This is a genomic window from Carnimonas bestiolae, assembly GCF_051251145.1.
Taxonomy (GTDB): Bacteria; Pseudomonadota; Gammaproteobacteria; order Pseudomonadales; family Halomonadaceae; genus Carnimonas; species Carnimonas bestiolae.
On record NZ_JBPCZK010000006.1, the window covers coordinates 129,686 to 155,555 of the forward strand.

Genomic DNA, 25,870 nt, shown 5'->3' on the forward strand with positions numbered 1-25,870 from the left:
TGAAGGGTGTGAAATATCAGCGACACCCTGCCTCGACGCTGCCTTCTTCCATCCAGTGCTGCCAGCAGGCGGTAACGCGCTCGCGGTCCTTGGCAAACGCCGTGGCTGCCACCCGTGCGCCGCGCTTGGCTAGCGCATTCAAGTGATTGGCATCGCGATAGCGAAGATAGGCATCGTGCAGCGCCTCGATGGCGTCGCTGGGCCAGCAGCCGCACTCACTCAGCGTCTCAAGAATACGTACGTTATCGCTCCACTCGCACAATGCCGGATGTTCACTGGCGAAGGCCAACACCGCGTACTGATCGATAAATTCGATATCCACCATGCCGCCAGCGTCTTGTTTCAGATCGAAACCATCCGCGTGGGTTTTCGAGGAACTCAAGTGCTCGCGCATTTTGTGCCGCATGCTCACTACTTCCTGGCGCAGCGCCGAGCGATCACGCGGTTGCTGCAAAATATCGCGGCGTAGTTGCTCAAAGTCGCGCTGCAGCTGCGAATGACCGGCAATGGCGCGTGCCCGTACCAGCGCCTGATGCTCCCAGGTCCAGGCGTGCTGGCGCTGATAGTCGCCAAACGCGCTCAGCGATGACACCAGCAACCCCGAATTGCCCGAAGGCCGCAGCCGCATATCCACCTCATAGAGCACCCCGCTGGGGGTAACGACGGTCAGCATATGAATGATGCGCTGCCCAAGCCGAGTGAAGAACACGTTGTTATCAAGCTGACGTGGGCCATCGGTAACGCCACCGGCAGTGCCATTGTGGATAAACACCAGATCGAGATCCGAGCCATATCCCAACTCTATGCCGCCCAGCTTGCCATAGCCGATCACCGCCATACCCGGCGCATCGCCCGGCGCGTCTGACTGGACCAGCGCGGCCTGCGGCTGCCCATAGCGTCCCACCATGCGGCGCCAGGCGATCTGCACCACACGCTCGACAATCACTTCTGCAATCAGCGTTAGCGCGTCGCTCACCTGCATCAGTGGGCGTAGCCCGGCCAAATCAGACGCCGCCACCGACAGCACTTGAGCATGCTTAAACATGCGCAGCGCTTCGAGCTGCGCTTCCTCATCGTCTTCGGCAATCCGCAGCAGCGCCATATCCAGTGCGGTGGTCAGACTCTCGCGGTCGGGCGGGGTATAGAGCGTCTCGGGGGTCAGCAGCTCATCGAGCAGGTGGGGATAGCGTGCCAGCTCTTCGGCCACCCACGGGCTCGCTGCACATAGGCGAATCAACTGGGTGCGCGCGCCGTCGCTTTCACGCAGCAGCGACAGATACGCGGTGCGCCGTAGCACTGCTTCGATTAGCGGTAGAACACGCGCCAGCACCACGTCGGGAGGCTGATCACGATAGTGCACACGCAAGCGTGCGCTGCTAGGAGCATGCTCGGCGGGCTGGCTGTCGGCATCGATGGTTTGCCGATACTCGCTAACGATGGACGCCAGCAACAACGGCATCAGCGCATCCAGCCGCTGCTGGCCAATGCGCTGCATCGCGCGAGCCGCATGGGAGTTTGCCAGCCCCCTCAGCAGCGATAGCGACCGTGCCGGCTCTACAAAACCATACTGCGATAGCGTGGCGCAGGCTTCTTCATTGTCGAGATCGCCTTGCCACAGCGCATGCCACTCCGGCACATCAGGACCATTAGCATCGTCAGCCTGCGGCTCGTCGTCACTGGAAATAATCGCGTCGAACACGCTATGAATGCGCTGGCGCAGTGCGTCCAACTCAGCCTCCAGCTGCGGCCAACCAGCACGTCCTAGTGCCAGTGCCAGGCGCTCGCGGTCGGCATCATTATCAGGCAGGTCCTGGGTCTGACGGTCATCCATCGCTTGCAGTACATGCTCAACGTCACGCAACAGCAGGTAGTCGGACTCCAGCGCGGTGAGCTGCTCGCTTGGCAATAGCGCCAAAGCGCTCAGCGTCTCCATCGCACGTCTTAACGACGCGGTTTGCAGCTCGGTATCACGCCCGCCTCGCACCAATTGGAACACCTGCACGACGAATTCCGCTTCGCGAATACCGCCCGCGCCCAGCTTGATATTGTCGTGCAGGCCGCGCCGTCGCACCTCGCGATTAATCATCGCCTTGGTATCGCGCAGCGACTGAATGGCCCCGTAATCGATATAGCGCCGATAGATAAACGGCGCCAAACGCTCAAGCAGCGCTTCGCCTGCCTCGATATCGCCTGCAATCGGGCGAGCCTTGACCAGCGCAAAGCGCTCCCATTCGCGGCCCTGTTCGAGATAGTAACGATCCAGCGCCGCGAAACTCGCCACCAGCGGGCTACCTTCGCCCAGCGGCCGCAGTCGCATATCGACGCGAAAGACAAAGCCATCGACGGTGGTGCTATCAAGGGCACGAATCAGCTTCTGACCCATTCGAGTGAAATAATCGAGATGCGCCAGCGAGCGCTTACCGCCTTGAGTATCGCCGTCGTGGGTATAGGCGAAGATGAGGTCGATGTCGGACGACAAATTAAGTTCACCGGCGCCCAGCTTGCCCATGCCCAGCACAATCAGCGACATGGCACCGCCATCCTTGTACCAGGCGCGTCCCCAGCGCGGCGCCAGAAATTCTTCCAGCCAGCCTAGCGCCCCTTGCACCATCACTTCCGCTAACTGAGACACCGCCGCTGCGGTATCCCACGCGCTTTTCACGCTGCCTTCAGACGAAGCACACTGATCGCGACACAGATCGCGCCAAATAATACCGACCATCCACTCGCGGCGCAGAGTGCGCAGCGTCGTCGCAAGGGCTTCTTCACTGTTACACGCACTGAGCGCCTCATGCAGCCGCATATGCATCTGTTCGCGTGAAGGAGGACGCCGCAGTTCGTCATGCTCCGCCAAACGCTCGAGCAGCGCCGGATCGCGCTGTAGCGATTCGAGCACGAAGCGCGACACCGTTGTCACGTGCAGCAAACTGGGCAGTCCACGACACCGAGAGGCCAGCGGAATATCAGCAAGTGCATCACGCGCGGCGTCGATGAGCTGCTGACGCTGCGCACCAGATGCGCTGGAAGAAGGAGAAACGGACACCGCAAAAACCTCCGAAGACAAACCAGCCTGGAACAACGACCAGGAATACCGGCCCAGTGTAGCGAACCCGCCGCCATGCTGCTTGGCGCAATCGCCATAACGGCGCTTGATCACGCGAGCCGTTTTGGCCCGCTATAAGCGGGGACTATGGCGTACTGCTGTCACGATACGGTCATAGCGGCGCGCTAATGTACCCACCGTGACCGCGAGCGGCCCTACCGCACTCGCCCATTTTGTAAGGATACACAGCGCATCTTCGCCGCTGTCGAGCAACGAAGGAGCAATTCATGCCTCGTTTTCGTCATCTCCCAACGCCTGCGCATCGCGACACCCGCTACCGTATCGAAGTGTTTGAACGGCTTCCCGAAAAGAATACGTATCGTTTTCGCGCCTATATGGGTGAACGCTGCGTCTATACCCACCAGTTCTTGCCCGCCGTTGCTGCTGGTCGTACCCCTGAACAGCTCACCGAGCTGTTTATCAAGGCGGCCGAACGCGAAGCAGAAGCAGCGATCGCATAACGGCTGAACGGGCGGTGGTGTGCTTAACGCCACCGCCCGCGTGCTATTCATACGGACTGATCATTACTCAGCGGCTCATCGGCCCGCACCAGCGTCAATGCACGCTTCTGATCGAGTCCCCTGTGCCTGAGTAACCTCAGCAGCGCCCGGCCACCCGCACCCTCCTATCTCGTTTCTCTATCGCCCTTTCCGTCGCCAGTCGAATGCTCGCTACGCGTTTCGCGCCTGTAGCTGCTTATGCCGTTGTGGCACCTCGCGTGTTGGGCCCCAAAATGCCTGCGCTCATCACGCTTGCCGCACGTATTCGCTCGCCAGAATTGCCGAATATCAGCGCCGGGGCGGGGTTCAGGCCTCTACACCTTTCGGCTATTAGCCATAAGACCACTATCGCTTGAGAAGCCAACCGACTAGCTTTTAAACGATCGTTTGAATCTTTCCGTTTTCACTGTCCGATCGTTGTGGAGGCTTCTATGTCGGTGCCCCTTTCCATTCGCTCTGCTGCGGTTCTCGGTGCTGGCGTAATGGGCGCGCAAATTGCCGCGCACCTTGTTAATGCGGGTATTCCCACCCGGCTTTACGACCTTGCTGATCACGAAGGCAAAACGTCCAGCAAGATCGCCATCGCGGCGATCAAGCGGTTATCCAAGCTGTCGCCGAAACCGTTGGCTCTGGCGTCGCTGGCCGAGGCCATCGTCCCCGCCAACTATGATGATGACCTGGAGCAATTGCGCGACTGCGATCTGATTATCGAAGCGGTTGCCGAGCGCGCCGATATCAAGCACTCGCTCTATCAGAAGATCACGCCCTATATCAGCGATCACGCCATTGTGGCGTCGAATACCTCGGGGCTGTCGATCAACGACATGGCGCGAGGCCTACCGGAAAGCCTCAAGCCGCGCTTTTGCGGCGTGCACTTCTTCAATCCGCCGCGCTACATGACGCTGGTTGAGCTGATTGCGACCCACGACACCGACCCAGCGCTGTTGGACGCGCTGGAAAGCACCTTGGTCAGCACGCTTGGGAAAGGCGTGGTACGCGCACGCGACACGCCCAACTTCATTGGCAATCGCATCGGGGTTTTCTCGCTATTGTCGGTGGTGCACCACGCGCAACGTTTAGGCCTCGCATTCGATGAGGTCGATGCGCTGACCGGTAAGGCGCTTGGGCGTCCTAAATCCGCCACCTATCGCACCCTCGATGTGGTAGGGCTGGATACTACCAGCCACGTGATTGCGACCATGCGCGACGGCCTGCCGAACGATCCCTGGCATCGCTACTTCGTTACCCCCGACTGGGCGCAGAAACTCATCGATGCCGGCGCGATGGGGCAGAAAAGCGGCGCAGGCTGCTATCGCAAGCGCGGCAAAACCATCGAAGTGCTCAACCCGGCCACCTTCGATTACGCCGCAGGTGAGGGCAAGGTAGCGCCGCAAGTCGCTGAAATTCTGGCGATCAAATCGCCCCATGAACGGCTCGCAGCGCTGCGCAACAGCGACCAGCCGCAGGCGCAGTTGCTTTGGTCAAGCCTGCGCGATCTGTTTCATTACAGCGCGGTGCAGCTTGAACACATCGCGCACAGCGCCAGCGATCTTGATCTTGCTATACGCTGGGGTTACGGCTGGCAGCAGGGCCCTCTGGAAAGCTGGCAAGCCGCTGGCTGGCGTGAGGTTGCACAGTGGATTCGCGACGATATCGCTGCCGGCAACAGCATGAGCGATACCCCGTTGCCTGACTGGGTCGATGAGATAGACGGCGTTTACCAGCATGGCAACAGTTATGCCCCCGGCGAAGGAAACTACGTAAAACGTCAGCAGTTGCCGGTCTACCAACGCCAGCGCGCGCCTGAGCGACTGCTTGATGATCCGCTCAACGCAGGCGAGACGGTGTTCGACAACGGCGCAGTACGCGCCTGGCACGATGGCGACGACGTGCTGGTGGCCAGCTTCACCACCCATGGTCACGTGATTTCGCCGGACGTTCTTAAGGGCGTGGAAGAAGCGGTGGCGATTGCCGAGCAGCGCTTCAAGGCGCTGGTGATCTGGCACCCCACCGCGCCCTTCTCCTATGGCGCTGATCTGAAAAATGCGGTGAAAAGCCTGAGCAGCGGCGACCGCGACACCTTTAGCCATCTGGTCGCCAACTTCCAGAAAGCCAGTCACACCATCAAGTATTCCCAGGTGCCAGTGGTGTCGGCCATTCAGGGTGCCACGCTGGGCGGCGGCTGCGAAATTCAGATGCACTCAGCGCTGACGGTCGCCGCGCTGGAAAGCTATCCGGGGCTGGTGGAAGCAGGCGTAGGGCTGCTGCCCGCAGGCGGAGGGCTGAAGGAATTCGCGCTGCGCGCGGCACTTACTCAAGGCGACCAAGGTGACCTGATCGGCGAACTTAAACGCGCCTTCGAATGTACCGCGATGGCCAAGGTCGCTACCTCGGCGCGCGAGGCTCAGCAGCTTGGCCTGCTGCGCCATTCCGATACCGTGATTCTCAACCCCTTCGAGTTGCTCTACGTAGCTCGCCAGCAGGCACTAGCGCTGGCCGCTGCCAACTATCGCCCGCCGCTGCCAGCTCAGCGCATTCGCGTTGCGGGGCGCGACGGCATTGCGCTATTCGATGCACAGATCGTCAATCTGCTGGAAGGCCGCATGATCTCGGAACACGACGCCAACATTGCCCACCGCATTGCGACCGTTTTGTGCGGCGGCGATGTCGATGCCAACGAGCGCGTTGACGAGGCGTGGCTGCTGCGCCTTGAGCGTGAAAATTTCGTCGCGCTGGGAATGAGTGAGAAAACCATCGCCCGCATTCAGCACACGCTGACCACTGGCAAACCGCTGCGCAACTGATTGCCGCGATCAGGAGATATAAGCATGACTACTTCACTCAAGGACGTTTACATCGTCGCAGCGTGCCGCACACCAGTGGGCAAGGCGGGGCGCGGCGTATTCCGCAACGTGCGCTCGGACGATCTGCTCGCCCACTGCCTGCGTGGCGTTATCGAGCAGGCACCGGGCATTGATGCCGAGCGCATCGAAGACACCGTAATCGGCTGTGCGATGCCGGAGGCCTCGCAGGGCATGAACATCGCCCGCGTTGCACTGCTTAACGCGGGACTGCCGCAGCAGGTCAGCGGTCAAACCGTCAATCGCTTCTGCGCCTCAGGATTGCAGGCAATTGCGACGGCCGCGCAGCGCATTCAACTGGGCAGCGCCGATCTAATGCTGGCAGGCGGTGTCGAGAGCATGTCGCAGGTACCAATGATGGGCTTCCATCCCTCCTTCAGCCCGAAGCTGTTCGCCAACGGCTTTCACAGCGAAGAAGTGGCCGTGGCCTTCGGCATGGGCCTTACCGCTGAACGCGTGGCGGAGCGCTGGCAGGTCAGTCGCGAAGATCAGGACGCCTTCGCCTATCGCTCGCACCAACGCGCGCTGGCAGCGCTCAACAGCGGCGAGCTGATGGCGTCGGCACGCCCTTACGAGGTAGAGCAGCGCCTACCGATGCTGGCCGACGGCAGTATCGCCACGCGCAGTATCGAAGTGAGCACCGATGAAGGACCGCGCGCAGACACCAGCCTCGAAGCGCTGGCCAAGCTGCGCCCAGTATTCGCGCAGGGCGGCAGCGTTACTGCGGGCAATTCATCACAAACCTCGGATGGCGCGGCAGCACTGCTGCTGGCGTCGGAACAGGCGGTGAAGGATTACCAGCTAACGCCGCTGGCGCGCTTCTCGGGCTTTGCCGTGGCGGGCGTCGCGCCAGAAATCATGGGCATCGGACCGATTGCCGCGGTGCCGAAAGCGCTTCAGCAAGCCGGTGTTTCACAGCAGCAGCTTGATTGGATCGAGCTTAACGAGGCCTTCGCCGCGCAGTCGCTGGCGGTCATTCGCGAGCTCGATTTCGATCAGGAAAAAGTTAATCCGTTGGGCGGCGCCATTGCCTTGGGCCACCCGCTAGGCGCTACCGGCGCGATTCGCGCCGCCATGCTGGTACACGGCCTGAAGCAGCGCAAACTCAAACACGGCATGGTCACCATGTGCATTGGTACTGGAATGGGCGCTGCTGGCATCTTTGAGGCGGTATAGCCCCTGTACAAGGAGATAGAGCAATGATGACGTTACTTTCGTTAGTGCTGTTCGTGGCGCTGGCGGGCGCGCTCGCCTTCAAGGGGGTATCGCTCAAGGTCTGGCTAGGCAGTTGGGTGGTGCTTTGGCTAGTGTTAACGCTCAGCGGTGCAATGGCATGGTGGCTGGCAATCATTACCCTGATTGGCGCGGTGGCGATGGTGCTCGCGCTGATTCCCAGCGTGCGTCAGCGCTGGATATCGCAGCCGTTCATGCGCTATCTGAACAAGGCGCTGCCGCCGATGTCGGCCACCGAACGCGAAGCGCTGGAAGCCGGTGAGCCGTGGTGGGAAGCCCAGCTGTTCGCGGGCAAGCCCCAGTGGAACAAGCTGCTTTCCTTTAACTACACCACGCTGACCGAGCGTGAGCAGCAGTTTCTCGATAACGAAGTCGAAACCGTCTGCAACATGGTCAACGACTGGAAAATCGACTTCGAACTGATGGACCTGCCCGAAGACGTGTGGCGCTATCTGCGCGAAAATCGCTTCTTCGCGATGCTGATCGACGAAGATCACGGCGGGCTGGGCTTCTCTGCCTATGCGCAGTCGGCGGTCGTTACCAAGCTGGCAACCCACTCCGGTGCCCTTGCCACCACGGTGATGGTGCCCAATTCGCTTGGCCCGGGCGAGCTGCTGCTCAAGTACGGCACCGAAGCGCAGAAGGAAAAATGGCTGCCCGGTCTGGTGGACGGCAGCGAAATCCCCTGCTTCGGCCTGACCGGCCCCGAGGTCGGCTCCGATGCCACCGCATTGCCCGATACCGGCGTGGTGTGCAAGGGAGAATTCAACGGTGAGCAGGTGGTCGGCGTGCGGCTCAACTTCTCCAAACGCTGGATTACCCTTGCGCCGGTGGCCACCGTGATTGGCCTTGCCTTCAAGATGAGCGACCCCGATGGCTTGATCGATCCTGAGCGGCGCGATTACGGCATTACGTGTGCGTTGGTGCCCGCCGACACCCAGGGCATCTCGATTGGGCGTCGCCATTACCCCGGCAGTTCTTTCATGAATGGCCCGATTCTCGGTCAGGACGTGTTTATTCCGCTCGACTACCTGATTGGCGGTATCGATAAAGCGGGCCAAGGCTGGCGCATGCTGGTGGAATGTCTGTCAGCGGGACGCGGAATTTCGCTGCCGGCGCTTTCTACCGCCGCATCGCAGAAAAGCTACCGCGCGGTCACTGCCTATTCACGCATTCGCCGTCAATTCCGCATGCCGATCGGCCGCTTCGAAGGCGTTCAGGAAGCATTGGCACGCATTGCGGGCAATAGCTACCTGCTCGAATCGTGTCGCGCGCTTACCGCGTCAGCGGTGGACCATCTAATTCCTTCCGTGGTCACCACCATCGCCAAATATCACATGACCGAAATGATGCGCAGTGTCGTGAACGACAGCATGGACATCATGGGCGGACGCGCTGTGCAGCAGGGGCCACGCAACCCGATTGCGCTTGGCTACCGCGTGATCCCCGTGGCGATTACCGTGGAAGGTGCCAATATCCTGACCCGCAGCCTGATGATCTTCGGTCAGGGCGCGATTCGCTGCCATCCTTATTTGCTCAAGGAGATGGAAGCCGCTAACAGCCGCGATATCACTGCCTTCGATAAGCTGCTGAGCCAGCATATCGGCACCGCGGTGAATCGCGCTGGGCGCAGTCTAGTGCTAGGGCTATTCGGTAGCCGCTGGCTGAAAGCGCCGGTGCAGGGCCCTACCGCCCGCTACTTCCAGCAGATTGAGCAGCTGTCGTCGGCGCTGTTTATTGCCTCGGACGTTGCGATGGCGACCCTCGGCGGCTCGCTGAAACGCCGTGAGAAGCTCTCGGCACGCCTCGGTGATACGCTCAGCCATCTCTATCTTGCCTCTAGCGCGCTGAAGCATTACCACAGCGAAGGAGACGGCGATAAGGACGAACTGCTGCACCTTGACTGGGGGGTGCAGCACTCACTGGCTGAGGCCGCCAAGGGGCTCGAAGGCTTCATTCGCAATCATCCCTCCAAGGGTGTCGCGCTGCTGCTACGCGTGTTGATTTTCCCGCGTGGCAATCGCTATCAGCCGCCTTCCGACAAACTCGGCGGCAAGCTGGCGGAGAAGTCGATTAGTCAAAGCAGTTTCCGCGAGCGCCTGACTCACTTGACCTTCGCACCCGCCGAGCAGAGCGATCCGGTCAATCAGCTGGAACGCGCGTTTGGCTTATGTATCAAGGCGGAACCCGCCTACGAGCGGCTGCTCAAGGCCTTGGCAAAACAGCAGGTGAGCGGTGCCACCTTTATTGATCGCCTGCAGGATGCCGTGGCCAAGCAAGTGCTGACGCAGGAAGAGGCCACGCTAGTCGAGGAGTACGACAACGAACGCTTCGAAGCGTTGCTGACCGATGACTTCGACCCTGCCTATCTGAAAGGGGACTTCGGCGTCGAGAACACCGAACAACAATTGGCCAATACGTTGACCAGACAACGCGTTGAGTAGTCATTCCAAAGCCGCCCTTCGGGGCGGTTTTTTTCGCTCAGGGAGGTGGAAAAAGGCGACAACACAGCCACCCACCCCTCCCATTTCTTCGATTCCAATAAATTATTCAAAATGGTGATTTTCATGCTTTCTGAACAGAAAAGGCATCCCAGTCATTCTTTATAAACACAAAAATGCGCAATTTTATTTTCCCTTCGCGTTAAACGAAGGTAGTATTGGATTCGTTGCTTTGATTGACTAGCTTTTGAACATGGCTTCTTAACAGAAGCCTGAGTGATAGACGCCCCCGAACAGGGCACAGCAGTTCGCCCGGTCAGCGCACTATTGCTCAACCGTGCACTAAAGCGAGGAACACCATGAACTATCAGCAAATGGCCAGCCACTGGCGTGAACATCAGGCAGCCAATGCCAGCGCCGAGCAGCGCCAACACGCAGAAACCCGTCGCCATAGCGGCATTGTAATGATCTGGCACAACAGCGTACGCGGTTGGAATCAGGAACTGCGCGAAGCATCGCGGGTTCGCCCCAACACCGTGGCAGTCGCCCACGATGGCTCTATCCATGTCGCCAAGGGCGGCAACGACTGGGACGGCGCGCGTCGCTGGGTCTCGGTACTATAAACCTCACGAATACCTGTTCAGGACACCTACCCCATGGTCCGCATTAAGTAGCAGCACCGTTAACGCTTATGCAGGCGATCCCTGCTTCTCTCAGCGCTAGCGGTGCCACCCTCTTCCCCTACCCTCAGTTCCTTCCCCGTAAGTCCTGTTACGCACTTGGCTCCCAGCATTTCTCAGATTAAACGTTCCGTCACCATCCCCATGAGTGCCAAAGCGCCTTCATCGCAGTACCACGCTGTCTGCTAATCCATTGCCGTTACCTTCACCCATGAACAAAAGATCGAACCGCTGCTGAACGAATACCCCCAGGTGCCGTACACTGCTGTTATTGCAACCCTTCAGCCCAGGAGTCGATACGGTGGCGCAGCATGTCTATCTAGCAGGCCCAGATGTTTTTTATCCCAACGCAGCGGAGCACGCAGAACAAGGGCGTCAGCTTGCTCAGCGCTACGGCTTTGAGGCGCTTACGCCAATGGACAACCAGCTGCCATCGCTACCCGATGGACCTAGCATGGCAGCGTGGATATTCGCCAAGAATATCGAGCTGATTCAGCGCGCCGATTTCGTGATCGCCAATTTGTCACCGTTTCGCGGCCCTTCTGCGGATGCAGGAACGATATGGGAAGTCGGTTACGCGCGCGGGCGCGAGCTGCCGGTATGGGGCTACAGTAGCGATGCTAGCGAATACCGCGCCCGTGTCGTCGACGACGGCCTCGCGATCGAGGATTTCGGCGGTTACGATAATCTGATGATCACCGAAAGCGTGAAGCAACCGCTACATAGCTCGCTGGAGCAGGCGTTCGAGGCAGCAGCGCACTATTTCCAGCGCTGAGGTAATGCGCGACCCGTCGCACTAGATGCGACCGAGATTTGTTACACTCTCACGACAACGGCGAGACCGCCGCGTCGGCAAACATAGTCTTCCCCGCAGCGCACGCCTTAACCTCAGTGGAGTCAAACCAGTGCACCAACGCGGTACGCTTGCAGCTCTTCCCTTCACGCTACGATGGCTGATCCTGATTGTGCTGGCGGGCATCGCCAGCGTTACCATGAGCGCCATCGGACTGCCCGGCGGTCAATTCATCGGTCCCATGCTAGTGGCCATTGCACTGGCGCTGAGCGGCATTTCACTGACCATCCCTCGCCCCTGGTTCAACCTTGGGCAAGGGGCCATTGGCATCATGATCGCTCAGGCGATTTCCTTCAGCGTGCTTGCCACATTGGCCGATTATTGGCTGGCCATGTTGGTGCTCACCTTCCTGACACTGCTGATGAGCTTTCCGGTGGGCATTCTCAATGTGCGCTACGGAGGCATGCCAGGCAGTACCGCTGCTTACGGTACAACGCCGGGAGCTGCCTCGGTGATGGTGGCAATGGCCGAAGACAACGGCGGCGATCCGCGCGTGGTGGCCGCCATGCAGTACGTCAGGGTGGTGTGCGTGGTACTTACTGGCGCGGTTGCTGCTCACTACCTGCATAACGGCAGCGCATCTGCACACGCGTCCTCCCACGCCGACGAGCTTCAAACCGTTCACGTTATTATCACGCTGGTGCTACTGCTGGCAGGATCAGCCATTGGCCGTCGCTTGCTGCCCGGTGGAGCGCTACTGGGGCCGGTACTGCTAGCAACACCGCTGCATCTTGCGGGCTGGATCGATATCGATCTTCCAGCACCGCTGGTGTCGGTGGCTTACGCGGTGATTGGATGCTATGCGGGGTTGCGGTTCGACCGCGAAACATTGCTTTACGTGCTGCGCGCGATTCCGCTGATGATTATCTCGTCGCTATTGCTGATTTTGCTGTGCGCGCTATCCGCCGCGGTAATGCTCCACATCATGGATACCGATTACCTTAGCCTTTACCTCGCGAGTAGCCCCGGCGGCCTTGATTCGATGACCATCATTGCGATGGACACTCACGCTAACGTGGGGATCGTGGCGTCACTTCAGATATTGCGCTTGTTTGCGGTGGTATTCATTGGCCCATGGATGGCAACCCAGATTGCCAAATTCGCCAAACCGAGCGCGTCGGACGGATAGCTCGCGCCATTTCTGCCGCGGGGGCTTCGCTAATGCTCCCGCATCGGGGGAACGCTAATGCCATTATCGTGGAAGCACGCCGGCAGGTAGGTGCTATGCGGTTTGCTAACACGAGTCTCAAGCGGGAGCCGTCAGCAATGTTGTGGCCGCCACCGCGCCCTGCTAGCGTCGCGATAGCGACGCACCGCCTCGCTGCTTCTTTCCCTTCTTCATCAAGGACTACGCCATGAGCGCTGCTACCGCACTTCCCCTCGATCAACAATGCGTACTGGTGACCGGCGGTGCGCGCGGATTGGGCCGCGCTATCAGTCTCGCGTTTCTGCGTGAAGGGGCGCGGGTCGTCGTCAACTATCACCGCAGCGAAAGCGCCGCACAGCAGCTACAGAACGACTTCCCCGATCAGGTCCTCGCTGTGAAGGCGGACGTTACCCAACGCAGCCAAATTGACGCCCTCGTGGCACGGGCGCAGCAGCACTTCGGCGAGCCAATTAGCACGGTGATTAACAATGCGCTGATCGGCTTCAGCTTCAACGGCGATGCCCGTGCGACGCTTGATCAGATGACATGGCCCGCACTGAATCAGCAGTTTGAAGGCAGTATTCAGGGCGCCCTTAACTGCGTGCAGGCAACCCTCGACGGCATGCGCGCGCTGAGGTTCGGCCGCGTTATTTCGATCGGCACCAATCTGTTTCAGAACCCCGTAGTGCCCTACCACGACTACACCGCTGCCAAAGCGGCGCTGCTGTCGCTAACGCGCACCATGGCGCACGAGCTGGGGCCGGATAACATTACTGCCAACATGGTATCCGGCGGTTTGTTGCGCAGCACCGATGCGTCCAGTGCCACCCCCGCCGAAGTGTTCGAGATGATTGCCGCCAACACACCCCTGCGGCGCGTGACAACGCCGCAGGAATTCGCCGATGCGGTGTTGTTTTTCGCATCGCCTTGGGCGCGCTCCGTCAGCGGCCAGAATCTGGTCGTCGACGGCGGCCTGGTGAAGGACTAACGCCATGACAGCACCGCTGAAACAAGCGCATTTCAATGTCTTCCTGTTTGGTGTCGGGCACCATCGCGCGGCCTGGCGCCAGCCACATTCCCAGGTAGAGCGCTTGGGCGACGTCAGCTTCTACGAAGCGCTGGCCCAAACCGCCGAGCGTGGCAGGCTGGATGGCGTATTCTTCGCCGATGGTCACGCGGCTATCGAACTGAGTGACGGCCCGCGCTGGTTTCTAGAGCCGATTACCTTGCTGTCCGCCATGGCGCGCGCCACCGAGCGGGTTGGCCTGATTACCACCATCTCCAGCACCTTCGGCACCCCTTTCCATACCGCACGCCAATTGGCATCGCTTGATTACATTTCGCATGGGCGCGTGGGCTGGAATTTGGTGACCTCGATGTTCGATCCCGAAGCGCGCAATCACGGCTACGATAGAATGCCGCCTCACGCGGAGCGCTACGCCCGCGCCGAAGAGATGATTCAGGCAGTCGAGGCGTTGTGGGACAGCTGGGATGACGGCGAACCGAAGATGGATCGTAACGGCTGGTATGCTAACGCCGAGCGCGTACGCGCGGTGCAGCATCACGGTCGTTTCTTCGATACTGAAGGCCCGCTGACGGTACCGCGACCACCGCAAGGCCATCCCGTGCTGTTTCAGGCAGGTGCGTCCGAGCAAGGGCGCGAGCTGGCCGCCCGCTACGCCGAGGCAATCTATGCCGTGGCCTGGGACATCGAATCAGCCCAGCACTACTACCGTGACATCAAGCGCCGCGTCAGCGCCGCAGGCCGCACGGTCGATGTGCCGATCATGCCGGGGCTGGTCACCTACGTTGCCGCCACCGAAGCCGAGGCACGCCAGCAGCAGCAACAGCTCGACGATGCGCTGCCGGTGGCGTCATCGCTCAGCCAGTTGGAAGTGTTTATCGATCAGGACTGTTCGCAGTGGGCGCTAGACGCGCCGGTGCCAACGCTGCCGCCGCTCGAAGAATTCAACGGTCCCAAAGGCCGCTATGCCACCATTCTGCGGATTATCGAAGACGAGCAGCCCACCCTACGTCAACTGCTCGGTCGGCTGGCCGCTGGCGGTGGGCACTGCACGATGGTAGGCACGCCGGGGCAAATCGCTGACCGCATTGAGCATTGGCTCGACAACGACGCCGCCGACGGTTTCAACCTGATGCCGCCCACGCTGCCCGAAGGGTTGGACGACTTCGTCGATCATGTCATCCCTGAATTGCAGCGCCGCGGCCGCTTTCGCAGCGACTACCAAGGCACGACCCTGCGTGAGCACCTCGGCCTTGAGCGGCCAACACGCCGGTGAGCGAGAGCAATCATTCGCTGACACCATTTTTAACATTCGATATCGAGGCTCATATCGCCATGTCCACCGCGCTAATCCGTGTCGTTGCAGGCTGCTTGCTGGATGATCGCCGGCGCTTACTCGTTGTACGCAAACGGAATACCGAGCGATTCATGCTACCGGGCGGTAAACCAGATGCAGGAGAGTCACCGCTCACCACGCTTGCCAGAGAGTGGCAGGAAGAGCTTGGCGTGCAGCCTGCGGGGGCCATCGAACCGCTCGGCACCTTCGACGCAGCAGCTGCCAATGAAGCGGATAGTCAGGTCAGCGCAACGGTATTTTGCGTTGAGCGGATGACGGGGGAAGAGATTAACTGCACTGCTGAAATTGAAGAATTCCGCTGGCTTACGTTAGAGCATTCAGACTCGTTGGCATTGGCTCCCTTGCTTGAAACACGGGTCATTCCAGCACTGAAGGCGGCGCGCTCACTCTAATTCAAGCTATCGATCATGCCCCACTCAGACAAGCGCACGCCAGCACCAAGAACCACAGCGTGACATTCACAAGGCAGCCATCCATGAGTCAGTTCGAGCTATTGCAGGGAAACACGTTTGGCGAGCGGGTGGTCAATTTCAACCTTGGCCTACGCTACGACGGCCCCTTGCCGGAAGGGTTTCGGGTGATCAATCCCTTCCTCGATAATCCTGATACGCCCAGCGTTATGCGTCAGTTCTACGATCGCTTTTACGCGGATAACCAACAGCGCCGCATGCTGATTGGTATTAACCCAAGTCGCCACGGCGCAGCGGTTACCGGTGTTCCCTTTACCGATACCAAGCGTCTTGAGAGCGACTGCGGTATTAGCGTGTCATGGGCGCACACCCATGAAGTGTCGTCAGTCTTTGTCTACGACATGATTCGTGCCTACGGCGGCGCAGAGGCGTTCTATCGCGATATTTACATTAACTCGCCGTTCCCGCTGGCGATCGTTCGGGATAAAAACGGCAAGGAGGTAAACGCCAATTATTACGACGATAAAGCGCTGTTTGCCGATGTCGAAGACTTCATGATCGAGTCCATGCGAGCGCATATCGCGCTAGGCATCGATACCCGCAAAGGCTTTGTGCTCGGCAAGAAAAACCGCACCTTTCTCGACAAGCTCAACAAACGCGCGCAGCTGTTCGACGAGCTAATAACCCTCGAACACCCCCGCTATATCCAGCAGTACAAATCGAAAGACAAACCGTTTTATATCGATAAGTACATTAGAGAACTGCGGGGATAGTGAGAGCATTCAGACGCTAACGTTTAATGCAGCGCTGCGGGAATGCAACGGACCGGAGAAGCAGTTAACCCAACAACAAGGGCACTGGCACATCCTTCCCATACCGCTAAACAGTCAATTCAGGCTCGAAAAAGCGCCATGTAGCGAAGTCTCTTGACCAGCGTATAAGGCAGGGCTATGTTTCGCCCATAACGCCTCTGGCAGTAAGCCCTTCCATTTATTCCGGAAGGTGCCGAGCCCAGGGGCTTTCTTTTTTCTTGCAGGTGTTGAGGGCAATATCTACAGCGCTACTCAAGAAAACTTCATCGTAGAACAGTCGAACGGGGCTCTGCGAAAAAATCCACGCAGAGCCCCGTTTCCTCTACCCGCCCTCTTTCACACACTCCAGAAACCGCTGGTGCACGCGATTATCGCGGGACAGTTCGGGATGGAAGGCGCAGCCAAACAGGTGTCCTTGCTGCACTAACACGGGCTGACCGTCGCGCTCTGCGAGCACTGTGACGCCCTCCCCTACGCGCGTAATGGCAGGCGCTCGAATAAACACCATTTCGAGCGGGTCGTCGCCAAGCGCGGTGGGGGCGCTGATAATGGCAGAGTCGAGCTGCCGACCATAGGCGTTGCGCATCACGCTCACGTCTAATAGCCCAAGGCTTTGCTGCTGAGGCTCAACATCGCGGGCCAGCAGAATAAGGCCTGCGCAGGTTCCGAACACGGGGTGCTCAGCAGCGAAGTCGGTCAACGCTTGCAGCAGTTGGTCGCGCGCCAGAAAGCGCAGCATGGTGGTGGACTCACCGCCCGGCAGAATAATGCCGCGAATGTCGCTTAGCTCCGCGGCACTACGTACAAGCACCGGTTCGGCACCGAGCAGTCGCAGGCGCGCCGCGTGCGCCTGATAAGCGCCCTGAACGGCTAGTACACCTACCCGCATCATCATTCACCGCGTCCCTGCAGCAATTGGCTCTGCTCTAGTGCCGCTACCGCCAGCCCCTTCATGGCACCGGTGCACTCGGCGCTGCATGCCGCGACGATTTCCGGATCATCGTAGTGGGTGCAGGCCCGTACGATGGCACGCGCGCGCTGCTCGGCCTCGTCACGCGGTGCGTAGGTGTAGCCATCGCTCATGAAGATGCCGGAGCCGACAAAGATGGCTTCCGCGCCCAGGCTGCGCATTAGCGCGGCATCCGCAGGCGTTGCGATACCGCCCGCCGAGAAGTTGGGCACCGGTAGCTTGCCTTCCTTAGCAACCTGCTGGAGCAGCTCCACCGGGACGCGGTAATCACGTGCCGCCACATAAAGCTCGTCCTCGCGCAGCGACGCCACGCGGCGGATATCCGCCATGATCTGACGCATATGCTTCACCGCATGCACCACATCGCCGGTGCCCGCTTCGCCCTTGGTGCGAATCATTGCCGCGCCTTCCGCAACGCGTCTTAGCGCTTCACCGATATCACGTGCACCGCACACAAAGGGGGTGTCGAAGACGTGCTTATCGATATGGTGCACTTCGTCGGCGGGCGTCAGCACTTCGCTTTCATCGATAAAATCGACGCCCAGGCTTTGCAGCACCTGAGCTTCCGCAAAATGACCGATACGCGCTTTGGCCATCACCGGAATCGAGCTGACTTCCATGATTTCCTGAATCAAGCGCGGATTCGCCATGCGCGCCACGCCGCCTTCTGCGCGAATCTGGGCCGGTACACGCTCCAGCGCCATTACCGCTGTCGCGCCAGCAGCTTCAGCAATTTTTGCCTGTTCAGCGGTGCATACATCCATGATGACGCCGCCCTTGAGCATTTCTGCCAGACCGATTTTTAGGCGCATGCGCTCATCACGAGATGCATTGGAGGGAATTGTCGCTACCATTTGTCTGACTCCTGAACGAAACGGTCAACTACCTGCTCTACCAAGAGCGAAGTGAATAACGCGATGCTCGCTTAAGTCGAGAAGAAACAACAGATACAATAGCAGTACAATTCAACCGAACTGTATCATTAAAACGAGCAGTACAGCGGCCAGGAAAACCATCATGCAAACGCCAGGCAGCGGACGCGGCGAAGGCGCACTTATTAGCCGCGTCATGAACGACATTCGCGACAGGATTGAGCGTAGAGCGCTTAACAACGGCAGTCGCCTGCCATCAATCCGAGCGCAGGCAACGGCCATGGGCGTGTCCAAATCGACCGTTGTAGAAGCCTACGAACGGCTAGTTGCCGAAGGCTTGATCGAAGCGCGTCGCGGTTCAGGATTTTTCGTCAGCGACCGGCTACCACCGTTCAATATTGCTGAAACGGGCCCACGCATTGAACGCGATATCGACCCGGTGTGGGTCACGCGACAATCGTTGGACGCTGGCAGCGACACCCTGAAACCCGGCTGCGGCTGGCTTCCTGACAGCTGGATGCCTGACCACGATATCCGTCGCGGACTGCGCGCGCTGGCCCGCAAGCCGCTGGCACCATTAACCAGCTACGGCACCCCGCAAGGACTGCCAGCACTACGCCAATTGCTGGCTCGACGCATTTGCGAGCGAGGTATCAGCGCTTCACCAGCGCAGCTGATGCTCACCGAATCCAGTACCCAGGCCATCGATCTACTGTGCCGCTTCCTGCTTGAGCCAGGCGCCACGGTGCTGGTCGACGATCCCTGCTACTTCAGCCTGCAAGCGATGCTGCGCGCCCACCGCGTTAATATTGTCAGCGTTCCTTACACCCCGAACGGCCCTGACCTCAGCGCCTTCGAGCAGTGTCTGGTGCACCATCGGCCGCGTCTCTACATCACTAACGCCGCACCGCATAATCCGACAGGGGCGGCGCTCACCTTTGATACCGCCCATCGGGTGCTGCGTCTCGCTGAGCAGCACGATCTGACGATTATTGAGGACGATGTATTTGCCGACTTCGAGACCATACCCACCCCTCGCCTGGCCGCACTGGATGGGCTACAGCAGGTCATTCATATCGGTAGCTTCTCGAAAACACTGTCAGCATCGGTGCGCGTTGGCTACATTGCCGCGCGTGCCGACTGGCTTGAAGGGCTGGTGGATCTCAAGCTGGCCACGGCATTCGAATCGGGGCATTTTTCTGCCGAGCTACTGCTGATGCTGCTCAGTAACGGCACCTATCGCAAACACATGGAAGCCGTTCGGCGGCGCTTGGCAGAGGCCACCGCGCAAACGCTTGGCAATGTGCGGAAGCTTGGCATGACGCCATGGTTAGAGCCTAGCGGAGGAATGTTTCTATGGGTGGCGCTACCGCCGGAACTGGATGCTGCAGCAATCGCGCAGCAAGCTATCAAGCAGGATGTACTGATTGCACCAGGCAATGTATTCAGCTTGTCGCAAAGCGCCGGACGTTTTATGCGTTTTAACGTGGCGCAATCGCTGGAACCGCGTATTTATGAGGTGCTGGGGAAGATCATGCAGCAGCAGTTAGGCTAGGCCGAATCGCCATTGAAACGAAGGCCGCCAGGATAACCCGCACGGCCATAACCGCTAGCCTGCCACCGGTAAGATACCAAGACGCACTAACAGGCAGCCGCCCCACACCACTGCGGCAAAGATGGCGCTGACCAATACCGCCGCTGAGCCAAGGTCCTTGGCGCGTCCTGACAACTCGTGAAATTCACTGCCGATGCGATCAACGGTGGCTTCGATCGCCGAATTCATCAGTTCAGTAATGATCACCAGCAGCGCGCTGCCCAGCAGCATCAGCCAGCCCAAAAAGCTGCTGGCCAACCAGAAGGTGGCGGGAAAACATATGATCGCCAGCACTACTTCGAGGCGGAAGGCCTGCTCGGAGCGCCAACCGGAACATAGGCCGCGCCATGAGTAGTGCGCCGATTTTATCAACCGGGAAATGCCGGATTGTCTAGGTTTCATGACATAACGCTCATTGTCGAGTAACCGCACCACCGCTTCGAAAAGCCTTTGCGATGACTCGTAAAAGATACAGATAGCTCGCGCCTACGCACGCCACGGCGTTTTCATAAGCACGACGTGCTACTCAGCGCCAGCGCACGCCATCCACAGCAGGAAGACGCACCAACGATGCCGTGCTCGTTCTTCCGCCCCACCACCGTAGCGTGAGATCAGCCGCATGTGCCGAGCGGTGGTTTCCCACCGCCTGTTGGATAAACGCGAGCCCCCACAGTGGCCCGCGTTAGTTATGCTCGATAATAGTGCTCATATCGTCGGCCACCGCTTCCATCACCTTCGGCCATGTCAGGTAAGGGGTAGCGCCGCGTCCCTGTACCAATACCGCGAAGGTACCCCAGCGCCCTGACTTGCCACGGAAGTAGCCCGCAATGGTACGTACCGGCACCGGATCGTTAAGGGTGCCGGTTTTAACCATGACGTTGTTCTGGAAATTGATGGAGCCCTGCTGAATGTGATGTGCCACGCCGTTGCTGGGCGTTTGCATACCGGCCGAGAAGGTCGGGAACAGCTGCGGCTGGTGATACATGTAATCCATCAAGGCGGTCAAACCGCGCGCACTGGTATGGCTTTCTGGCGTTAGCCCGCTACCGCTGCCCAGCGCCAACGGGCCATGTCCAGGCACTTTATCGACAAAGCGCTTAAGCGCCGCAGTGCCGCTGGCAAGACTGGCCGGAGTCGCCGCCGACAGATCAACGGTCAGCATATCCGCCATGAAGTTGTTGGAATAATTGAGCATGTCCATCAACGCCATTTGCAGCGGCTGACTCTGCACCGAGGCCAACAACGATGCATTGCGCGGCGTTACCGTATTGCTAACGGTGAAGCCTTCCGCAACAGCCACGCCAGACTGCTGGAACAACTGGCGCAGCGTCGCAACGGTTTCCTGCGCGGGGTCGGATGCTGAGCGATAGACCGGCGTAGGCCCAGAGGACGTCGACACCTGTCCGGTAATCGTCAGGCTATCGTTGCCATTTGACGTAGTGCGGCGCGCGCTTAGCTGAGTGGGCTGGGAGCCGCCCACGGTCTTGACCTTGTTGTTGACCGGCAGCAGCGGCGAGGCACTGAAGCATCCCGCCACCCGCGCAGGACCACCCGGCGCGCCCGGGATCACCTGGGTACACCAGGCGGCGTAATCTACCGCCACTGGCGACAGCAGCGCATCATAGGAGCTCGACGAGGCGGAGCGCGCCTGACAGCGGTCCGTTACCACACATGGCGTTGGCCCGAACGGCCATTGCGACAGCACCACACGTCCATCGACCCGCTGAATGCCGCGCGCGCGCAGTTGCTGTACCAGCGTCCAATAGCGTTCAGTGGTCATTGCTGGATCACCACCGCCATCCACGATCAGGTCGCCGTGCAGCACATTGCCACGCACCTGCCCTGAGGAATAAAGGCTGGTGGTGAAACGATGCTGGGGGCCGTAGCGGTCGAGCGCCGCGCCAGCCACATAAAGCTTGGAGAGCGAAGCGGGCGTCAGCATGACACGCGGGCTTTGCTGCGCGACCACCTGACCGCTATCGAGCATTTTGACTTCAGCACTGATATCGAAATCATCACCGGCCAGATTGGACAAGGCCGGCAGGCCAACGGCGCGCGCCATCAGCGGTACCGAAAGTAACAACAGCGCGGCACACAGCGAAGCCATCGACTGCCAATATTTACCGCCTTTGGGATTATATGCGTTGCTCGCTGCCACCCGCGTGCTCCTCTCGTTGATCGATATGTTGCGTTGCATGGAAGTGGCGCACTCACCGCCTACCGTATCTGTTTGATTACCAGTCTAACCAATCCTCACTCACTTTGCCGGAGCAATTCGACCCGCAACCGCCACAACGAATGCCCACTGTGATGATACTTCTCTTCGAACGGCGTTAGCGCGGGCGTTGTCGGCACGAATGCCTCAACCTGCGGCGCTGTTCCAGTGACCAGTTGGATGGCCTGCGCGAATTCCTCGACATACAGGCGCCAATTCGAGCGCAGCTCGAGCCGTCCCCCAAGTTTCAGAATGGTGGGGAATACCGGATGGCCTTGCCAGCGCTGTTTCAGCAAGCCCGGTTTAGGATAAGGATTGGGATAAAGCAGGTAGTGCTGCACTGGCTGCCACCCAGCGGACAGAGCCAAGCGCCAGAAATCCACTAAGTCGGCACGTACCAGCAATGCGTTGTCAGGCAAACGCCCGTGATCTTTAGTGAGGCGAGCATCGCTGCGATCGATGCCAATCACCACCGCATCAGGATGCTGCTCGGCCAAGCGTCGGGTCGATAGTCCCACCCCACAGCCGGCATCGATAATCAGCGCTCTTTCGCTCAGCGGCGCACGCCACTGCTGCGCCCGCTCGAAGGCTTCGCGGCTGTGATCGGCCACTGGCCGCTGCCACGGATGTTGCAAAGCACGCTCAACGCGCTGCGCAAGACCTGAGTGCACGGTGCGTTGAGAGCTTTCAATAGGAGAGGAATTTGCCTGCATGAAAATAGGTCCGAGCGAAAAAATTCGGCTTACACGGTGAAGCAAGTACGCAACCAACGCACAAGTCGCTTCTAACCATATGACGGGGTGACAACGGCAATGTTATCATTACGCAACATTTAAGCGCGCCAACGGCTTACTCCAGCAGTAGCGCCGACTTCGCCACGCTCGCAGACCCAATATTTGCGACGCCTCGGCGCGATCTACCAGTTCATAACGGCCGCCGATAGCATTCCGGTGAAAGCTTTTATCGTGAAATTAAGCACCGATAAAGCTTACTGCACACCTATCGACACCGTAACGCAAGATGAGGATAGCGGCTTGTCATATTTACCAGTGATCGTTGGGATGGGAGGCATCAGTCCGGCGGGCAGAACATCTGGCCACCAAGCATACCGCCGCACGGTGCTGGAAGCTTTGCCTGAACAACAGCGACACCACACGCTGTTGGGGCTCGCTTCACTGATGGGGCTTGCGCAGCGCGACGATCAGGGCAACTGGGCCGACAGTGAGGGAAAGCCTTGCAGCGCTGCTGACATCATTACGCAGCACAGCGACTACATTTCCCGCCACACGCTGATTCGTCGCACCGAAGAGCCCGCCTTTGGCGATGCCGGTATTCCGGCCAACCGCGCCACAACGCTAAACCTTGCCGAGCCGATCGAATTTACCCTGCGCAAGCGCGATTTTCCTGAAACACCGCCTGCTGAGTGGGAAGTCAGCGAGGTCGACAGCCGTCACGTGAAAGTGCGCGTACCGGCCGGCGATTTTTCAGTGCTGCTGCCCGATCACCGCAAGCCGCTGGTCAATAGTGCCGCCCAACTGCCCACAGGCTTCGAGCCGACCGCTTTCTATCGCAGCGTGCACCATCCGCGCGCGCTGGCAATGACGGTATTCGGCGCATCTGACTGCATTGGCCAAAGCGGGCTCGAGTGGCAGCACATCCTTGATCGTCTATCCCCCGATCAGGTAGCGGTATACGCCAGTAATTCGACCGGCCAGCTCGACCAGCAAGGCTGGGGCGGGCTGCTGAAAAGCTACGTTACCGGCAGCCGCGTAACGTCCAAGCAAATGCCGCTGGGCTATGGGCAAATGCCCGCCGATTTCCTCAATGCTTACGTGTTGGGCAATGTCGGTGCTACGGCAGGCCAACTGGGCGCCTGCGCCACCTTCCTCTACAACCTGCGGTTGGCGGTCGAAGAAATTCGCAGCGGGCGTCGTCGTGTGGTCATGGTGGGTACCGCTGACGCGCCGGTCACGCCAGAAGTTATCGAGGGATTCCGCGCCATGAGCGCGCTGGCCGACGATAACAGCCTTAAGGCGCTTGATGCGCTGGAGCTGCTGACCGACAGCGACTACCAGCGCGCTTGTCGGCCGTTCGCCGAGAACTGTGGTTTCACGATTGGCGAATCCGCTCAGTTTGTGCTGCTGATGGACGATCACCTGGCGCTGGAGCTGGGCGCGGAAGTACTCGGCTCGGTACCCGATGTGTACGTGAACGCCGACGGCTGGAAGCGTTCGATTTCAGCGCCCGGTATCGGCAACTACATCACGCTTGCCAAAAGCGTTAGCCTGGCAACGTCCATTCTGGGTGAAGAAGCAGTGCGCCAGCGCAGTTTCGTTCATGCGCACGGCACCAGCACGCCGAAAAACCGCACCACTGAGTCGCACGTGCTGCATCAGGTGGCCGGTGCCTTCGGCATTGAGCAATGGCCCGTTGCCGCCATCAAGGCCTACATCGGGCACTCCCAGGGCACGGCGGCCGGCGATCAGATCACCAGTGCGCTCAGCACCTTCCAGCATCATTTGCTGCCCGGCATCGCCAATCTGAACAAGGTGGCGGACGACGTGTACGCCGAGCGCCTGACGCTACAGCGTAATGCCAGCGAGTGCCATGCAGATGTCAGCTTTATTAACGCCAAGGGCTTTGGTGGCAACAACGCCACCGCCCCGCTGCTTTCGCCGGAAGTCACCGAAAAGCTGCTGCTCAATCGTCATGGCGAACGAGCCATCAGCGAATGGAAGCGCAAGCGCGAAGCCGTCCGCGAAGCCTCGCATGCGTTCGAGGAGCGCTCGCAGTCAGGCCATTTCGATCCGCGCTACGTATTCGGTGAAAATGTGCTGGATGGCGCCGAACTGGAAATCACCAGTACCTCAGTAACGCTACCGGGCTACGCCAACAGCATCTCGCTGAAGGTCGATAACCCCTTCGGCACGCTTGGCTAAGCCAGGCAATATGCAGACTATCTTTGTAGAAAGGTAGACATCCTCTCAACGGTGGCGCACATTCATGCGTCACCGTTGCTATTTTCACAATGTCACTGTGCGCCATGCCAATCATTGTATATCCGGGTACCTTTGACCCGATCACACTCGGCCATCTCGACCTGATCACACGGGCAGCACCGCTGTTCGAGCGCTTGATCGTGGCCGTTGCCGACAGCCGTGCCAAACAGCCAATGTTCAATCTCGATCAACGCATCGCGCTGGTCAGGGAAGTAGTCGATGGACAAGGCAATATCGATGTCATCGGTTTTGACACCCTAACGACCGAACTGCTGGATTCGCTGGGCGCAAACCTGATGCTGCGCGGGCTACGTACCGGCACCGATTTCGATTATGAATGGCAGTTGGCGCGCATGAATCAACTGCAGCGCCCCGGCACCGACAATCTGTTCATGATGCCATCACCGTCGGTATCAGCGGTTTCCTCAAGCTTTGTGCGCGAAATTGCCAAAATGGGCGGTGATACCTCGCAGTTGGTGCCAACCGCCGTGCAGCGCGCGATCGAAAAGCTTCAGCAAGAGGAGCGATAAATGGCGCTAATGATCACTGACGAATGCATTAACTGCGACGTCTGCGAGCCAGAGTGCCCCAACGAGGCCATTTACCCGGGCGATGAAATCTACGAAATCGATCCTTCCTTGTGCACCGAATGCGTCGGACATTTCGACGAGCCGCAGTGTCAGCAAGTCTGCCCCGTCGACTGCATCCCCCATGATCCGCAGCATGCGGAAAGCCGCGATCAGTTGCTGTCGAAGTACCAGCTGATTACCTCGCAAGCCTAGTGATTGTTTCCAGCGTG

The 25,870-nt window shown here is 59.4% G+C and carries 21 protein-coding genes; 15 read left to right on the top strand and 6 right to left on the bottom strand.

Annotated features, from left to right (window positions below; translation table 11 throughout):
* Positions 1-16: 16 nt before the first annotated feature.
* The gene (gene glnE, locus R84865_RS09050; protein WP_435639448.1) at positions 17-3,043 is read right to left on the bottom strand and encodes a bifunctional [glutamate--ammonia ligase]-adenylyl-L-tyrosine phosphorylase/[glutamate--ammonia-ligase] adenylyltransferase; all 3,027 of its coding nucleotides are present in this window, start codon (positions 3,041-3,043) and stop codon (positions 17-19) included.
* A gap of 287 nt (positions 3,044-3,330) precedes the next feature.
* On the opposite strand from glnE, the gene R84865_RS09055 reads away from it, so the two are divergent.
* From R84865_RS09055 to R84865_RS09105, 11 genes are all read left to right on the top strand, one after another.
* Entirely contained in the window at positions 3,331-3,564 is a 234-nt protein-coding gene (locus R84865_RS09055) for a hypothetical protein (protein WP_435631248.1), read from the top strand.
* Between the two features lie 470 nt (positions 3,565-4,034).
* Positions 4,035-6,407: a 3-hydroxyacyl-CoA dehydrogenase/enoyl-CoA hydratase family protein gene (locus R84865_RS09060; RefSeq protein ID WP_435639449.1), complete on the top strand. Its 2,373-nt coding sequence runs from the start codon at positions 4,035-4,037 to the stop codon at positions 6,405-6,407.
* A 24-nt stretch (positions 6,408-6,431) separates the two neighbouring features.
* Entirely contained in the window at positions 6,432-7,640 is a 1,209-nt protein-coding gene (locus tag R84865_RS09065) for an acetyl-CoA C-acyltransferase (RefSeq protein ID WP_435639450.1), read from the top strand.
* Positions 7,641-7,663: 23 nt separating this feature from the next.
* On the top strand, positions 7,664-10,141 hold the full coding sequence (locus tag R84865_RS09070; RefSeq protein ID WP_435639451.1) for an acyl-CoA dehydrogenase: 2,478 nt from the start codon (positions 7,664-7,666) through the stop codon (positions 10,139-10,141).
* A gap of 356 nt (positions 10,142-10,497) precedes the next feature.
* Positions 10,498-10,761 (top strand): hypothetical protein, encoded by a 264-nt coding sequence (locus R84865_RS09075; RefSeq protein WP_435631244.1) that lies wholly within the window; start codon positions 10,498-10,500, stop codon positions 10,759-10,761.
* A gap of 358 nt (positions 10,762-11,119) precedes the next feature.
* The gene (locus R84865_RS09080; protein ID WP_435639452.1) at positions 11,120-11,593 is read left to right on the top strand and encodes a nucleoside 2-deoxyribosyltransferase; all 474 of its coding nucleotides are present in this window, start codon (positions 11,120-11,122) and stop codon (positions 11,591-11,593) included.
* Positions 11,594-11,723: 130 nt separating this feature from the next.
* Entirely contained in the window at positions 11,724-12,800 is a 1,077-nt protein-coding gene (locus R84865_RS09085; RefSeq protein WP_435637940.1) for an AbrB family transcriptional regulator, read from the top strand.
* A gap of 226 nt (positions 12,801-13,026) precedes the next feature.
* Positions 13,027-13,806 (top strand): 3-oxoacyl-ACP reductase, encoded by a 780-nt coding sequence (locus tag R84865_RS09090; protein WP_435639453.1) that lies wholly within the window; start codon positions 13,027-13,029, stop codon positions 13,804-13,806.
* Between the two features lie 4 nt (positions 13,807-13,810).
* Positions 13,811-15,118, top strand: coding sequence for an LLM class flavin-dependent oxidoreductase (locus R84865_RS09095; protein WP_435639454.1), 1,308 nt, complete (start codon positions 13,811-13,813; stop codon positions 15,116-15,118).
* Between the two features lie 59 nt (positions 15,119-15,177).
* Positions 15,178-15,591 carry an NUDIX hydrolase gene (locus R84865_RS09100; RefSeq protein ID WP_435639455.1) on the top strand — a complete coding sequence of 138 codons (414 nt, stop codon included), beginning with the start codon at positions 15,178-15,180 and terminating at the stop codon, positions 15,589-15,591.
* Positions 15,592-15,674: 83 nt separating this feature from the next.
* Positions 15,675-16,382: an SMUG2 DNA glycosylase family protein gene (locus R84865_RS09105; RefSeq protein ID WP_435639456.1), complete on the top strand. Its 708-nt coding sequence runs from the start codon at positions 15,675-15,677 to the stop codon at positions 16,380-16,382.
* A gap of 361 nt (positions 16,383-16,743) precedes the next feature.
* On the opposite strand, the gene pdxT is transcribed toward R84865_RS09105, so the two are convergent.
* Entirely contained in the window at positions 16,744-17,316 is a 573-nt protein-coding gene (gene pdxT / locus R84865_RS09110; RefSeq protein WP_435639457.1) for a pyridoxal 5'-phosphate synthase glutaminase subunit PdxT, read from the bottom strand.
* A complete protein-coding gene (pdxS, locus tag R84865_RS09115) occupies positions 17,313-18,245 on the bottom strand; it encodes a pyridoxal 5'-phosphate synthase lyase subunit PdxS (protein WP_435639458.1) in 933 nt (310 codons plus the stop codon). Before pdxS ends, pdxT begins: the two co-directional genes overlap by 4 nt.
* 163 nt (positions 18,246-18,408) lie before the next feature.
* Here pdxS and R84865_RS09120 point away from each other — a divergent pair, with 163 nt between their 5' ends.
* Positions 18,409-19,818 carry an aminotransferase-like domain-containing protein gene (locus R84865_RS09120; RefSeq protein WP_435639459.1) on the top strand — a complete coding sequence of 470 codons (1,410 nt, stop codon included), beginning with the start codon at positions 18,409-18,411 and terminating at the stop codon, positions 19,816-19,818.
* A gap of 54 nt (positions 19,819-19,872) precedes the next feature.
* On the opposite strand, the gene R84865_RS09125 is transcribed toward R84865_RS09120, so the two are convergent.
* The 3 genes from R84865_RS09125 to trmB all read right to left on the bottom strand — a co-directional run bounded on the left by R84865_RS09125 (position 19,873) and on the right by trmB (position 22,785).
* Complete coding sequence (locus R84865_RS09125) at positions 19,873-20,259, bottom strand: diacylglycerol kinase (RefSeq protein ID WP_435631234.1); 387 nt, start codon at positions 20,257-20,259, stop codon at positions 19,873-19,875.
* Positions 20,260-20,539: 280 nt separating this feature from the next.
* Positions 20,540-22,015, bottom strand: coding sequence for a D-alanyl-D-alanine carboxypeptidase/D-alanyl-D-alanine endopeptidase (dacB, locus tag R84865_RS09130; protein WP_435639460.1), 1,476 nt, complete (start codon positions 22,013-22,015; stop codon positions 20,540-20,542).
* Positions 22,016-22,110: 95 nt separating this feature from the next.
* Complete coding sequence (gene trmB / locus R84865_RS09135) at positions 22,111-22,785, bottom strand: tRNA (guanine(46)-N(7))-methyltransferase TrmB (protein WP_435637947.1); 675 nt, start codon at positions 22,783-22,785, stop codon at positions 22,111-22,113.
* A gap of 348 nt (positions 22,786-23,133) precedes the next feature.
* On the opposite strand from trmB, the gene R84865_RS09140 reads away from it, so the two are divergent.
* The 3 genes from R84865_RS09140 to R84865_RS09150 all read left to right on the top strand — a co-directional run bounded on the left by R84865_RS09140 (position 23,134) and on the right by R84865_RS09150 (position 25,853).
* Positions 23,134-25,011, top strand: a complete 1,878-nt coding sequence (locus R84865_RS09140) for a beta-ketoacyl synthase (protein ID WP_435639485.1) — start codon at positions 23,134-23,136, stop codon at positions 25,009-25,011.
* Positions 25,012-25,115: 104 nt separating this feature from the next.
* Complete coding sequence (gene coaD / locus R84865_RS09145; protein WP_435631231.1) at positions 25,116-25,601, top strand: pantetheine-phosphate adenylyltransferase; 486 nt, start codon at positions 25,116-25,118, stop codon at positions 25,599-25,601.
* Entirely contained in the window at positions 25,602-25,853 is a 252-nt protein-coding gene (locus tag R84865_RS09150) for a YfhL family 4Fe-4S dicluster ferredoxin (protein ID WP_435631230.1), read from the top strand.
* Positions 25,854-25,870 lie beyond the last annotated feature (17 nt).

What these genes read in the sequence shown, in the direction of transcription:
- R84865_RS09055 (WP_435631248.1), top strand. Translation starts at nt 3,331, where the DNA reads ATGCCTCGTTTTCGTCATCTCCCAACGCCTGCGCATCGCGACACCCGC.
- R84865_RS09060 (WP_435639449.1), top strand. Translation starts at nt 4,035, where the DNA reads ATGTCGGTGCCCCTTTCCATTCGCTCTGCTGCGGTTCTCGGTGCTGGC.
- R84865_RS09065 (WP_435639450.1), top strand. Translation starts at nt 6,432, where the DNA reads ATGACTACTTCACTCAAGGACGTTTACATCGTCGCAGCGTGCCGCACA.
- R84865_RS09070 (WP_435639451.1), top strand. Translation starts at nt 7,664, where the DNA reads ATGATGACGTTACTTTCGTTAGTGCTGTTCGTGGCGCTGGCGGGCGCG.
- R84865_RS09075 (WP_435631244.1), top strand. Translation starts at nt 10,498, where the DNA reads ATGAACTATCAGCAAATGGCCAGCCACTGGCGTGAACATCAGGCAGCC.
- R84865_RS09090 (WP_435639453.1), top strand. Translation starts at nt 13,027, where the DNA reads ATGAGCGCTGCTACCGCACTTCCCCTCGATCAACAATGCGTACTGGTG.
- R84865_RS09095 (WP_435639454.1), top strand. Translation starts at nt 13,811, where the DNA reads ATGACAGCACCGCTGAAACAAGCGCATTTCAATGTCTTCCTGTTTGGT.
- R84865_RS09100 (WP_435639455.1), top strand. Translation starts at nt 15,178, where the DNA reads ATGTCCACCGCGCTAATCCGTGTCGTTGCAGGCTGCTTGCTGGATGAT.
- R84865_RS09105 (WP_435639456.1), top strand. Translation starts at nt 15,675, where the DNA reads ATGAGTCAGTTCGAGCTATTGCAGGGAAACACGTTTGGCGAGCGGGTG.
- pdxT (WP_435639457.1), bottom strand. Translation starts at nt 17,316, where the DNA reads ATGATGATGCGGGTAGGTGTACTAGCCGTTCAGGGCGCTTATCAGGCG.
- pdxS (WP_435639458.1), bottom strand. Translation starts at nt 18,245, where the DNA reads ATGGTAGCGACAATTCCCTCCAATGCATCTCGTGATGAGCGCATGCGC.
- R84865_RS09120 (WP_435639459.1), top strand. Translation starts at nt 18,409, where the DNA reads ATGCAAACGCCAGGCAGCGGACGCGGCGAAGGCGCACTTATTAGCCGC.
- R84865_RS09125 (WP_435631234.1), bottom strand. Translation starts at nt 20,259, where the DNA reads ATGAAACCTAGACAATCCGGCATTTCCCGGTTGATAAAATCGGCGCAC.
- trmB (WP_435637947.1), bottom strand. Translation starts at nt 22,785, where the DNA reads ATGCAGGCAAATTCCTCTCCTATTGAAAGCTCTCAACGCACCGTGCAC.
- R84865_RS09140 (WP_435639485.1), top strand. Translation starts at nt 23,134, where the DNA reads ATGGGAGGCATCAGTCCGGCGGGCAGAACATCTGGCCACCAAGCATAC.
- coaD (WP_435631231.1), top strand. Translation starts at nt 25,116, where the DNA reads ATGCCAATCATTGTATATCCGGGTACCTTTGACCCGATCACACTCGGC.
- R84865_RS09150 (WP_435631230.1), top strand. Translation starts at nt 25,602, where the DNA reads ATGGCGCTAATGATCACTGACGAATGCATTAACTGCGACGTCTGCGAG.